General features: G+C 65.9%; 11 protein-coding genes. 1 reads left to right on the top strand and 10 read right to left on the bottom strand.

The features are described from left to right. Nucleotides 1-357 precede the first annotated feature (357 nt). The 10 genes from WN73_RS13010 to WN73_RS12965 all read right to left on the bottom strand — a co-directional run bounded on the left by WN73_RS13010 (nucleotide 358) and on the right by WN73_RS12965 (nucleotide 11,367). A complete protein-coding gene (locus tag WN73_RS13010; protein ID WP_053815100.1) occupies nucleotides 358-600 on the bottom strand; it encodes a hypothetical protein in 243 nt (80 codons plus the stop codon). Nucleotides 601-683: 83 nt separating this feature from the next. Next, entirely contained in the window at nucleotides 684-1,070 is a 387-nt protein-coding gene (locus WN73_RS13005) for a VOC family protein (RefSeq protein ID WP_011083350.1), read from the bottom strand. Between the two features lie 24 nt (nucleotides 1,071-1,094). Next, the gene (locus WN73_RS13000; protein WP_060912815.1) at nucleotides 1,095-1,919 is read right to left on the bottom strand and encodes an FkbM family methyltransferase; all 825 of its coding nucleotides are present in this window, start codon (nucleotides 1,917-1,919) and stop codon (nucleotides 1,095-1,097) included. Between the two features lie 240 nt (nucleotides 1,920-2,159). After that, nucleotides 2,160-4,118, bottom strand: coding sequence for an ABC transporter ATP-binding protein/permease (locus WN73_RS12995; protein WP_028174915.1), 1,959 nt, complete (start codon nucleotides 4,116-4,118; stop codon nucleotides 2,160-2,162). Between the two features lie 52 nt (nucleotides 4,119-4,170). Further along, nucleotides 4,171-6,324: a hybrid sensor histidine kinase/response regulator gene (locus tag WN73_RS12990; RefSeq protein WP_028174914.1), complete on the bottom strand. Its 2,154-nt coding sequence runs from the start codon at nucleotides 6,322-6,324 to the stop codon at nucleotides 4,171-4,173. Between the two features lie 191 nt (nucleotides 6,325-6,515). Then, on the bottom strand, nucleotides 6,516-7,298 hold the full coding sequence (locus WN73_RS12985; RefSeq protein ID WP_011083346.1) for a succinate dehydrogenase iron-sulfur subunit: 783 nt from the start codon (nucleotides 7,296-7,298) through the stop codon (nucleotides 6,516-6,518). 107 nt (nucleotides 7,299-7,405) lie between these two features. Further along, complete coding sequence (gene sdhA, locus WN73_RS12980) at nucleotides 7,406-9,241, bottom strand: succinate dehydrogenase flavoprotein subunit (protein ID WP_011083345.1); 1,836 nt, start codon at nucleotides 9,239-9,241, stop codon at nucleotides 7,406-7,408. Between the two features lie 3 nt (nucleotides 9,242-9,244). Beyond that, complete coding sequence (gene sdhD / locus WN73_RS12975) at nucleotides 9,245-9,649, bottom strand: succinate dehydrogenase, hydrophobic membrane anchor protein (RefSeq protein ID WP_011083344.1); 405 nt, start codon at nucleotides 9,647-9,649, stop codon at nucleotides 9,245-9,247. After that, nucleotides 9,646-10,044 (bottom strand): succinate dehydrogenase, cytochrome b556 subunit, encoded by a 399-nt coding sequence (gene sdhC, locus WN73_RS12970; protein WP_011083343.1) that lies wholly within the window; start codon nucleotides 10,042-10,044, stop codon nucleotides 9,646-9,648. Before sdhC ends, sdhD begins: the two co-directional genes overlap by 4 nt. A 417-nt stretch (nucleotides 10,045-10,461) precedes the next feature. Further along, entirely contained in the window at nucleotides 10,462-11,367 is a 906-nt protein-coding gene (locus tag WN73_RS12965) for a LysR family transcriptional regulator (RefSeq protein WP_028174913.1), read from the bottom strand. Nucleotides 11,368-11,469: 102 nt separating this feature from the next. Here WN73_RS12965 and WN73_RS12960 point away from each other — a divergent pair, with 102 nt between their 5' ends. Then, nucleotides 11,470-12,330 carry a sulfite exporter TauE/SafE family protein gene (locus WN73_RS12960; RefSeq protein WP_028174912.1) on the top strand — a complete coding sequence of 287 codons (861 nt, stop codon included), beginning with the start codon at nucleotides 11,470-11,472 and terminating at the stop codon, nucleotides 12,328-12,330. Nucleotides 12,331-12,453 lie beyond the last annotated feature (123 nt).

Here is a 12,453-nt window from a genome sequence, read left to right as displayed (position 1 = left end):
CCCTGGCGGTCCCTTTGGCGGCTGCTTCGGTTTTCCGTCAGGGCCCGTCTCTTGAGGCTGGGCCTGCGCGACCACGAGCGGCGAAGCGCCTTGCGCATGCGATGCGGTGTTTGCCAATTGCATCGCGGTCAGAGCCGTGGTGGCAAGCAGCACGAAACGAAGATTGGTCATAGTGGTGAACTTCCCCGGAAGGTTCTTTGACGAAGTGGTGGGATGAACAGCTACGCGTTAGGCCGCATTGTGGCGAGCAAAGCGGGCGCGGCCCGATTTATTTCTGCACGCAAATCACCTCATTATGCCGACGTTCATTGCGCATTCAGGCGTGGGTTGCAATCGCCTCACATGCGATGGTTCGCCTCATGTGTGATCCCGCCGCGGAGTTGCGTCCGTCGCAGGACCGGGAGTGAGCGGCCCGTTCGGCCCGCGCGTTGGAATCTCTTCAGGCATGCGGCCCGGCAATTCGTCGGGCCGCGGTGATTCGCCGGGCTCGTGCACCGGCGGCGTGATTTCGGGCTGAGGATTGCCCGGCGGAATTCCAGGCGGCGGCTCGGTGGGAGTCCCCGGTGTTGCCGGTGGAATCTCGGGCGGTTCGATCGGCATCGGCATCATCGAGTTCGGTTGTCCAGAGGACAACAACGGCGATGCCGCGCCGATGTTCCTTGCCGCGTCGTCGCGGGGCGCGCCTATTCGGGCGCGTGACAGACGGCCTCGATGTTGTGGCCGTCGGGGTCCCGCACGAAGGCGCCGTAATAGTTCGGATGATAGTGCGGACGGATGCCGGGCGGTCCGTTGTCGCGGCCACCGGCCGCGATTGCCGCCTTGTAGAAGGCGTCGACCGTGGCGCGGTCCTTTGCCGCGATCGCGACATGCACCGGCTTGTTCATGGCGCCTTCGCCGCCAATCCAGAAATCCGGCTTGCCGTCGGCACCGAAGCCGGCGGCCGGATCGTGGCCGGTCTGCTCCGCCGTGACCTCCATGATCAGGCTGTAGCCGAGCGGCGCCAGCGCCTTGGCATAGAACGCTTTCGCGCGCTCATAGTCGGAGACGGAGAAACCCAAATGGTCGATCATCGCAACCTCCGTTGTTCGCCCCTGTCAGCGTGACAGGAACGTATTGCTTCGTGTCTTGCGTGCGATCGTAAAGCCGCGCGCGACCATGTCGGCAATACAATCCTGCTGCCATTCCTTTTGTGACAGATGCTCGATCACCACCGCGCGTGGCCACAGCGCTTGCGGCGCGTCGCGGAAGAAGCCGGTCAGCACGCGGTCCTCGAAGCCTTCGACGTCGATCTTGAGCGCGTCGACCTGCGTGACGCCGGCCTCGTCGAGAATGCGCATCAAGCGCAGCGACGGGACCTTGATCGCATCGGCGCCGGCCGTGCCGGTGACGACGTGGGTGGCACCGAGATTGCCGCCGCCGCTCTCGATCATCAGCTCGCCGTCGCTGTCGCCTGCTGCGGCCTGCACCAGGCGGACCTGCGTCGCTTTCGATGCGGCGTGGTTGAAGGAGAGACGTCCGAAGGTCAGCGGATGCGGCTCGATCGCGATCACCTTGCCTGCGGGCCCGACCTGCCGCGCCATCACCAGGGCAAACGTGCCGACATTGGCGCCGACGTCCACGAACACGCCGCCCGCCGGCGTGTGCTGGCGCAGGAAGTCGAGCTCGTCGAGATTGTAGTCGGGGTTGAACAGCGCGCCGCGCTCGGTCGCGCTGCCCTGGTGGTAGAAGCGGAACGAGGCGCCCTGATACTGCACGTCGACCGGACCGCCGCGCAGCAGATTGACCAGCCGCGACAGCCAGGGCCGGAACGCGCCGCGCTTCAGCCCCGATTGCGTCGCGAGGCGAATGATCGCGGCCTGCGCCGCATTCGGCGCAAACGTGCCGAACGGCGCGGACGAAGGGGCGTTGTCGGTCGTCAAGCAGGTGGTCCTCGTTGCAAGCGGCGCATGCATAGCCGGTTTTGCCGGGGACTCCAACGCTCGATCACCGGTGTCGTCCCGGGGCGCGAAGCGAGCCCGGGACCCGTAACCCCAGGGAGGAGTCGTGACGCCAAACTCCCACTCCGAGGCTTCGCCAAATCTCTCCCTGTGGGTATGGGTCCCGGATCGGCGCTCCGCTTCGCTGCGCTTGTCCGGGACGACGAGGGAGAGAGAAGTGCTTCACGCCGCCCTTGTCGGCGCTGGCTTGCGCGGGCGCAGGAAGCGGCCGAGCAGCCTGCGCCGGCCCTTGCGCGGGATCAGGTCGATGTCGCTGACGAGCTTGGCGCCGCCCTTGCGCCGCTCCAGCACGATCTTGCGGCTGTGGAAGGCTTCCAGCTCGACGCGGTGCGCGACGCTGACGATGGTCGCCTTCGGCAGCGCGTCGGTGACCATCTTCATCATCTTGTCCTGGCTCTTCTCGTCGAGCGCCGAGGTCGCCTCGTCCAGGACGACGATGTCGGGGTTGTGCAGCAGGAGCCGCGCGAAGGCGAGGCGCTGCTTCTCGCCGCCGGACAGCGTCTGGTCCCACGGCCCCTCTTCCTCGATCTTCTCCTTGAGATGGTCGAGGCCGACCTTGTGCAAGGCTTCTCCGATTTCGTCCACGGTCCAGTCGTCTTCGGCCCCGGGATAGGCGACCGCGCGGCGCAGGGATCCGGAGGGCACGTAAGGCCGCTGCGGCAGCATGAACAGCCGCCGGTCGGGATGGAAATTGACGCTGCCGCCGCCCCACGGCCACAGCCCCGCAATGGCGCGCACCAGCGTGCTCTTGCCGGTGCCGGATTCGCCGGCGACCAGCAGGCGCTCGCCGGGCTCGATCACCACCTCGGTCTCGCCGACCACGGCGGTGCCGTCGTCGAGCGTGACCGAGAGGTCGTTCAGCTCCAGCATCGCCTCGTTGCTGGTCTCGCCACGCTTGATGCGGCCGATGCCGTCGCCCTGCTCGGCGCGCTCGAGGCCGTCCAGCGACATCATCAGCGAGGCGATGCGGCGCGCGCAGGCGTTCCAGTCGGCCAGCCTCGGATAATTGTCGACCAGCCAGCCGAACGCGCCCTGCACGATGGTGAAGGCGGAGGCCGCCTGCATCACCTGTCCGAGCGTCATGCTGCCGTCGAGGAATTTGGGCGCGCAGAGCAGCAGAGGCACCACCGGTGCAACGAGGTTCGATCCCTGCGACACCAGCGTGGTGCGCATGTGCTGGCCGGCGAGCCGCGCCCATTGCCGCAGCACGTTGGTGAAATTGCGGTCGATGCCGCCGCGCTCCTCCTCCTCGCCGCCGAGCAGCGCGATGCTCTCGCCGTTCTCGCGCACGCGCGTCAGGGTGTAGCGGAAATCGGCCTCGGCCTGGTTCTTGTCTTCGGAGATCTGCACGAATCGGCGGCCGATCACCACGATCGAGCTCGATGCGATCGCGGCGTAGAGGATCGCGGCGATCACGAGGAAGCCGGGAATGGTGATGGTCGATCCACCCAGCGCGATCGTGAGCGCGCCGCCGATGGTCCAGAGCACCACGATGAAGGTCACCGCCGACAGCAGTGCCGAGGTGACGCCGGCGAGGAAATCGACCGGCGAATCGGTCGCGATGCGCAGATCCTCCGCGATCCGGTATTCGGGATTCTTGTGGTCGCCGCCGACGAGGTTGAGCTGGTAGTAGCGCCCGTTGGCGAGCCAGCGCGTCAGCACGCTTGCCGTGAGCCAGGCCCGCCAGCGCCGCTGGATGCCCATCCGCGCGAACACCTGGGCCACGCCGAGCACGATGCTGCCGATCGCGAGCGGCACGAACACCGCGGTGAGATGAAACACGCTGGTCGCATCGCGCTTCTCGATGGCGTCGAAGATCGCGCGATTCCAGACATTGATGCCGTACTGGAAGGCGACGGTGAGGACGATCAGCATGCCGAGGCCGATCGAGAACGGCCATGCGAGGCGATCGCCGTTGCGGCCCCAGAAGCCGCGCGCGCTGATCCAGAAGCGGGTCAGCAGATAATCCTTGCGCGCCTGCTCGGCCTCCTCAGGTGACAGCTCGGGATCGGGTTCGAGCTCCTCGGGCGGGGGCGGAGCCACGTCCTCGCCAGTCTCGCCCTCGATTTCGATGATGGGCGGCTTCTTGCCCTGTTCGCGCTTCCCGGCCGGTTTTTGCATGGCCGGACAACGCAAGGGAAATCAGTCGGTTCCCAGCGGTTCCGAGGCCGGGCTATTCGGCCGCGCCACCGCGTACCCGCCGCAGCCGCGCGGCTCTGTGGAGGATCTGCGACAGCTCCTCGATCGAATAGGGCTTTTGCACGAGTTCGAAACCGTCGCTGCCGTCCTGCGCCAGCGCCTCGCTGTAGCCGGTGGTCAGCACGACCGGTGCGCCGATGCCGCGATCGCGGATCGCCCGCGCCAGCTCGAGCCCGGTCATGCCGGGCATGACCACATCCGAGAACACGACGTCGAAACGATCCGTGTCCACGACCAGCTCGGCGAGCGCGTCGGCGGCGTTGTCGACCAGGGTGATGCTGTAGCCGAGCTCGGTCAGTCCATCGGCGGCGAAATTGGCGAGCTCGATATTGTCCTCGACCACCAGCACCGACATGCCGCTGCCCGGCAGCGCCGGTGCGGTGTTCGGCGCCTGCTGCTGCGGCAGCAAGTCCGCCGGCACGCGCGGCAAATAGAGCGAGAAGGTGCTGCCCTGGCCGACTTCGCTCGTGACCGTCACCTCGCCGCCGGATTGCCGGGCAAAGCCAAACACCTGGGAAAGGCCAAGACCCGTGCCGTGGCCGACCTGCTTGGTGGTGAAGAACGGCTCGAAGATGCGCCCGAGGCGCGCGGCCGGAATGCCGATTCCGGTATCGCTGACGACGACGCAGACGAAGCCATTGCTGTCAGGGATATGACCGCCCGGAAGATGCGCCAGCGTGTCCGGAACGGTCGTCGCCACCTCGACCTTGAAGCTGATCCGGCCCTTGCCCTGCATGGCATCGCGCGCATTGGTCGCCATGTTGATCAGCGCCGTCTCGAACTGGCTGGCATCGGCATTGACGAGGCACGGCTCGGCCGGCAGCTGTGTCGCGATCTCGATCGCGGGTCCCAGCAGGGTAGCGAGCATGTCGTGCAGCGACTGCATCCGTTCGCCGACGTCGAACACCTCCGGTTTCAGGGTCTGGCGCCGCGCGAAGGCGAGGAGCTGCGACGTTAGCCTGGCGGCGCGCGCGACCGCATCCGCGATCGCGGTCATGTAGCGCTGCCGCCGCTCCTCCGTCAGTTGCGGCCGGTTCAAGAGGTCGACGGAGGCGCGGATCACGGTCAGCAGATTGTTGAAGTCGTGTGCGACGCCGCCGGTGAGCTGGCCCAGCGCCTCCAGGCGCTGGCTGTGCTTGAGCGCCTCCTCGGCCTCGCGCCGCTTTGCGGCTTCGGTCTGGAGATGCTGGGTGCGCCGGAAGGCGAACGCGAGCAGCAGGAACAGCAGTGCGGTCGCGGGAACGCCGAACACCAGATGCTGGCCCATTGTGGCGAGCCAGCGCGCGCGGATCGCCGAGGTCTCGAGCCCCGCGCTGACATAGATCGGATATTCGGCGATGCGCCTGTAGCCGAGCCGGCGCTCGATCCCGTCTGACGGCCAGGCGATGGTCATGAGCCCGTGCGCGGGGTGCGCGGCGATCTGGCGGCCGACCGGCCCGCCTGGATCGAGCCGAAGGTCGCGGTCGAGCCGCGGAAAATGCGCCAGCACCACGCCGTCGGCGCGACCCATCGCGAAGAAGCTACCGGGATCGGAGCCGATCCTGGCGTAAAAGCTCTCGAAATATTCCGGCAGGACGGAGGCCTGGATCACGCCGATGAAGCTGCCGTCGTCGGAGTCGCGGCGGCGGCTCATCCCGAAGAAGCGCGCACCCTGATAGGGCGGACGCGGCGTCAGGGGCATGCCGATGAACGTGCCGATGGCCTGGTCGACATGGGCGTAGAAGTAGTCGCGGTCCGCGAAGCTCAGCTCCGGCGGCGGCGAGGCGAGGCTGTTGACCAGCGCCTTTCCGTCCGCATCGAAGATCCAGGCCGATTTGAGCTGCGGCAGCGAATCGGCCAGCCGCCTCAGGCGACGGTGCAGCGCCGGTTCGCGCGCGCGGACGAGGTCGTCGGGGAGGCCGCGCACGACCTCGTTGAGCTCGGCAAGGCTGCGGTCGATGGTCTCGAACACCTTGAGCGCGTGCTCATGCGCGACGTCGAGGGTGCGCTCGATCTCGCGGTCGGCGATATCTTTGGTCGATGTGTAGGAGATCGTGGCGGCGATCGCGAACAGGGCAATCGGCAATGCCAGGGATGCCGCCATCATCCACTGCAACAGCTTCAGCGAATTGCGTTGCGCACCCTGCACAGTCGCTCCGGTCCCTGGACCCGAGCTTAACTGAATTTCCCGCTGGGAAGGAAGCCGCTTATGACCGGAACCGGTGGTTGCAATTCCAGATAATCGCCCGCGGCGCGGGTTGGCGGAAAAATCTACTCAAATTGACGCCAGCCGTCGCAGGCCCCGGCCATTTCGGCCGGGGATCGATGCGTGAATCAGGTCTAGATCTGCCGTTCGACCATCTTGAGCTTGAGCTCGGCGATGGCTTCCGCCGGGTTGAGGCCCTTCGGGCAGGCCTTGGCGCAGTTCATGATGGTGTGGCAGCGGTAGAGCCGGAACGGGTCCTCGAGATTGTCGAGCCGCTCGCCGGTCGCCTCGTCCCGCGAATCGGAGACCCAGCGGTTGGCCTGCAGCAGCGCGGCGGGGCCGAGATAGCGGTCGCTGTTCCACCAATAGCTCGGGCATGAGGTCGAGCAGCAGGCGCAGAGGATGCACTCGTAGAGGCCGTCGAGCTTCTCGCGGTCCTCGTGGCTCTGGCGCCATTCCTTCTGCGGCGTCGGCGAGGTCGTCTTCAGCCACGGCTCGACGGAGGCATACTGCGCGTAGAAATTGGTGAGGTCGGGAACCAGGTCCTTCACGACCGGCTGGTGCGGCAGCGGATTGATCTTCACCGCGCCGTCCTTCACGTCGTGCATCGAGCGGGTGCAGGCCAGCGTGTTCTGGCCGTCGATGTTCATGGCGCAGGAGCCGCAGACGCCTTCGCGGCAGGAGCGGCGGAAGGTCAGCGACGGGTCGATGTTGTTCTTGATCCAGATCAGGCCGTCCAGCACCATCGGACCGCAATCATTGGTGTCGACGTAGTAGGTGTCGACGCTCGGATTCTTGCCGTCGTCCGGATTCCAGCGATAGACGCGGAATTCGCGAACGTCAGTCGCGCCCGCGGGCTTCGGCCAGGTCTTGCCGCCGGTGATCTTGGAGTTCTTCGGAAGTGCGAATTCAACCATTGCTCTAACCTTTCGTCATTCCGGGATGGTCCGAAGGACCAGACCCGGAATCTCGAGATTCCGGGGTCGATGCTGCGCATCGCCCCGGAATGACGGCTACTGTTCGATCAGTACACGCGCGCCTTGGGCGGGATGTACTGCACGTCGTTGGTCATGGTGTAGTCGTGAACCGGGCGGTACTCGATCTTGACCTTGCCGGCATCGTCCAGCCAGGCCAGCGTGTGCTTCATCCAGTTCTTGTCGTCGCGCTCGGAAAAATCCTCGCGGGCGTGGGCGCCGCGGCTCTCGGTGCGGTTGGCGGCCGAGTTCATCGTCACCACCGCCTGCGCGATCAGATTGTCGAACTCCAGCGTCTCGACGAGGTCCGAATTCCACACCAGCGAGCGGTCGGACACGGCGATGTCGGTGATGCCGCTGTGGACCTTCTCGATCAGGTTCTGGCCTTCGCTCAGGACTTCGCCGGTGCGGAACACGGCACAGTTGCTCTGCATCACGTGCTGCATGCCTTCGCGCAGCTTTGCGGTCGGCGTGCCGCCGGAGGCGTAGCGGTAATGATCGAGGCGGCCGAGCGCGAGCTCGGCGGAGTTCGCCGGCAGCTCGGGCTGCTTGGCGTTGGGCGTGAGCTTCTCGGCCAGCCGCAGCGCGGCGGCGCGGCCGAACACCACGAGGTCGATCAGCGAGTTGGAGCCGAGACGGTTGGCGCCGTGCACGGAGACGCAGGCCGCTTCGCCGATCGCCATCAGGCCGGGGATGACGGCGTTGTCGTCGCCGTCCTTCTTGGTCAGCACTTCGCCGTGATAGTTCGTCGGGATGCCGCCCATGTTGTAGTGCACGGTCGGCACGATCGGGATCGGCTCGCGCGTCACGTCGACATTGGCGAAGATCTTCGCGGATTCGGAGATGCCCGGCAGGCGCTCGGCCAGCACCGCGGGATCGAGATGGTCGAGATGAAGGAAGATGTGGTCCTTCTTCTTGCCGACGCCGCGCCCTTCACGGATCTCGATGGTCATCGCGCGCGAGACGACGTCGCGCGATGCGAGGTCCTTGGCCGACGGCGCATAGCGCTCCATGAAGCGCTCGCCCTCGGAGTTGACGAGATAGCCGCCTTCGCCGCGCGCGCCTTCGGTGACGAGACAGCCCGAGCCGTAGATGCCGGTCGGATGGAACTGCACAAACTCCATGTCCTGCATCGGCAGGCCGGCGCGCAGCACCATGCCGCCGCCGTCGCCGGTGCAGGTGTGCGCCGAGGTGCAGGAGGCATAGGCGCGGCCGTAGCCGCCGGTCGCGAGAATCACGGTCTGGGCGCGGAAGCGATGCAGCGTGCCGTCATCGAGCTTGAGCGCGATGACGCCGCGGCAGGTGCCCTGGTCGTCCATGATCAGGTCGATGGCGAAGAACTCGATGAAGAACTCGGCCGCGTGACGCAGCGACTGGCCGTACATCGTGTGCAGCATGGCATGGCCGGTGCGGTCCGCGGCGGCGCAGGTGCGCTGCGCCTGACCCTTGCCGAAGTCCAACGTCATGCCGCCGAACGGGCGCTGGTAGATCTTGCCGTCCTCGGTGCGCGAGAACGGCACGCCCCAATGTTCGAGCTCGTAGACCGCGTCGGGCGCGTTGCGCACCATGTATTCGATCGCGTCCTGGTCGCCCAGCCAGTCCGACCCCTTCACGGTGTCGTACATGTGCCAGCGCCAGTCGTCCTTGTGCATGTTGCCGAGCGAGGCGGAGATGCCGCCTTGCGCCGCGACCGTGTGCGAGCGGGTCGGAAACACCTTGGTGATGCAGGCCGTGCGCAGGCCCGCCTCGCTGCAGCCGACCACGGCGCGCAGTCCCGCGCCGCCGGCGCCGACCACGACGACGTCATAGGTGTGGTCTTCGATGGGATAGGCTTTTCCGTTGGTGGCGGGAGCGCCGTTGCCCTTGCCATTCGTCTCGTTGGCCATGGGTTACACTCCGGATGAAAGTTTCAGGATCGCGTAGGTCGAGGCGAGTGCCACGGCGATCGAGAAGAAGTTGTTGAGCATGATCGCCGTGAGCTTCAGCTTCTCGTTATGGACGTAGTCCTCGATCACCACCTGCATGCCGATCTTCATGTGCCAGGCGCTGGCGAAGATGAAGAGCAGCATGATGATGGCGATTGGCAGCGAGCCGATGGTCTGCGCTACGAAGGCCTGGTTGCGGCCGAACAGCATCACGATGATCACGATCACCGGGATCATCATCAGCACCATCGCGACGCCGGTGATGCGCTGGCGCCAGAAGTCCGACGTGCCCGAATGCGCCGCGCCGAGATTGCGGACGCGGCCGAGCGGGGTGCGCATGCTGCGCTTCGGCGTATCGGTTGCGCTCATCGTCCACCTCCGATCGCGTAGGCGACGATCCAGATCAGCACCGTCAGCACGATGCCGCCGATCAGCGCGCCCCAGGTCAGCGCTTCGCGCTCATTGGCCTTGAAGCCGTAGCCGAGGTCCCAGACGAAGTGCCGGATGCCGCTCAGCATATGGTGCATCAGCGCCCAGGTGTAGCCGAACACGATCAGCCGGCCGATGATGCTGCCGGTGAAGGCCTGGACATGGGAATAGGCGGCGGGGCCGGAGGCCGCCGCGATCAGCCACCAGGCCAGCAGCAGGGTTCCGGCATAGAGGGCGATACCGGTGGCGCGATGGACGATGGACAGCGCCATCGTCAACGTCCAGCGGTAGACTTGCATGTGTGGTGAAAGCGGTCGTTCGATCCGTGCGGTCATGGGCTTTGATGTTGTGTAGCGGCCCAGCAGGGGGCGCGCGGGGATCGCGAAAGGTCGGCTCTATTTACGGAGTCGATTTGGCCGGCGCAATCACCAAATCGCCATAAATCGAACCGTGGTTCAGCGCTACAGCGTTGATGAAACAAGGCCAATCAGGGGCTTGGTATACCAGAGCAATGGTGTGCCGACAAAGAATAGAATGTATATTCATCTTTTGTGGCGACGGCCGAGGCACATTGAAATTACTATTGGAACGGCTCTAAGCCGCCGCGGGCCAGCCAGAGTTCGAACCAGTCAGTTCATGATGCCCACGTCGGCACGAATCGCCGGCGAGGCAATTTCGATTTCCGCCGCGCGCACCGATTTTTCGTCTGACGGGTGGATATGCGCGGCCTGCATCCCACCCCGCCGCAGGAATCAGCGTCCGAGGGGATCGCTGCCGCGCCATCGCTCGACCAGGAAATCGATGAATGCACGAATCTTCGCCGACCCCAGGCGCGACGGCTGATAGAGCGCGTGGAGCGGAGCCGGAGCAGGTTCATGCTCACGCAACAGACGACGCAGGCGCCCCTCGGCAAGTTGCCTTTCCACCTGCCATGACGGCACGCGGACGATGCCGGCGCCGTTCTCCGCGGCGCTGGCGAGCGCGTCGAGACTGTTGACCCAGAGCCGTCCCGCTATCCTGATTCGCGATCCGCCCTTCGCGTCGCGGCCGAATCGCCAGGTCGCTGCACCCGGCGCATCGGAGAACACCAGGCAATCATGCCGCGGCAGATCGGACGGGCTCTGCGGCTCGCCGCGGCGCGCGAGGTAGCCAGGCGAGGCGCAATGGATCATCTGCACCTCCGCGAGTTTCCGCGTCACGAGCTGGGAATCGGGAATGCGCCCGACGCGAAGCGCCAGATGGACGTCCTCCTCGATCAGGTTGACGTTGCGATCGACCAGCAGCAGATCGACCGACAGCGAGGGACAGGCGCGCAGAAAGTCGCCCAGCAGCGGTGCGATCAGCAGGCGCCCCATCAATGTCGGCGCACTCACGCGCAGGCGCCCCGACGGCTCGCGGCGGCTTCCCGCCAGCGCCTCCTCGATCTCCTTGACCTCGCCGAGGATCGACTTGGCGCGCTCGTACAGCATGCGGCCGTCGTCCGTGAGCGCCAGCTGCCGCGTCGTACGCACCAGCAGGCGCGTGCCGAAATGCTGTTCGAGCGCCGAAATCTGCCGGCTCACTGCCGTCAGCGAGCTCGGCAACGACCGCGCCGCCGCGGACAGGCTGCCGCTGTCGACAGCCCGGACAAAGGTCGCCATCGCCGCGAGCTGGTCCATGGCCATCCTTCCGTTTTCAGCAAGATAGTCTACCCAGCTTCGCCGATAGTCGCGCAATGCGAAAGGGTCTATCCCTATCGTTGAGAACAGACTTTGGACGTGCTGATGGCGGGACTTGATATCAGGGAGATCGTGGAGCTCGCGTTGCTGCTGATCGCAACGGGCGCGCTCTCGGGATTTCTGGCCGGTGTGTTCGGAATCGGCGGCGGCGCGATTCTCGTGCCGGTGTTCTACGAATGCTTCCGCATCGCCGGCGTGCCGCTCGAGGTGCGCATGCCGCTCTGCGTCGGCACCTCGCTTGCGGTGATCATCCCGACCTCGATTCGCTCGTTCCAGGCGCATTACAAGCGCGGCGCCGTCGACATGGCGATCCTGCGCGTCTGGTGGCTGCCGATCGTGATCGGCGTCGTCGCCGGCAGCGTGGTCGCGCGCCACGCGCCGGAGCGGCTGTTCAAGATCGTGTTCGTCTGCGTCGCCTGGTCGGCCGCCGTGCGGCTGATCTTCGCGCGCGAAACCTGGAAGCTCGGCGACGACCTGCCGAAAGGCCCGGTGATGCGGATCTACGGCTTCTGCGTCGGTATCCTGTCGACGCTGATGGGCATCGGCGGCGGCTTGTTCTCGAACCTGCTGATGACCTTCTACGGCCGGCCGATCCATCAGGCGGTCGCGACGTCGTCGGCGCTCGCGGTGCTGATCTCGATCCCCGGCGCACTCGGCTACATCTATGCCGGCTGGCCGGCGGCGGCGAGCTATCCGGCCGTCGCAGCGCTGCAAGTCCCGTTCGCGCTCGGCTACGTCTCGCTGATCGGGGCCGTGCTGGTAATGCCGATGAGCTTGGTTACGGCGCCGCTCGGCGTGAGAGCCGCGCATGCGATGTCGAAGCGCACGCTGGAGACTGCGTTCGGGTGCTATCTGTTTATTGTCGGCAGCCGGTTTGTGATGAGCCTGGTGGGCGGGCAGTAGACGCCACGAGCTCCGTCATTGCGAGCGCAGCGAAGCAATCCAGAATCTCTCCGCGGCGGCAGTCTGGATTGCTTCGCTGCTGTTTAGCCCGGAGACATGACTGACGGGTGTTCGGGGACATGG

The organism is Bradyrhizobium sp. CCBAU 45394, assembly GCF_028128655.1.
Lineage (GTDB): Bacteria > Pseudomonadota > Alphaproteobacteria > Rhizobiales > Xanthobacteraceae > Bradyrhizobium > Bradyrhizobium diazoefficiens.
This window is presented reverse-complemented; position numbering and strand designations above follow the sequence as displayed.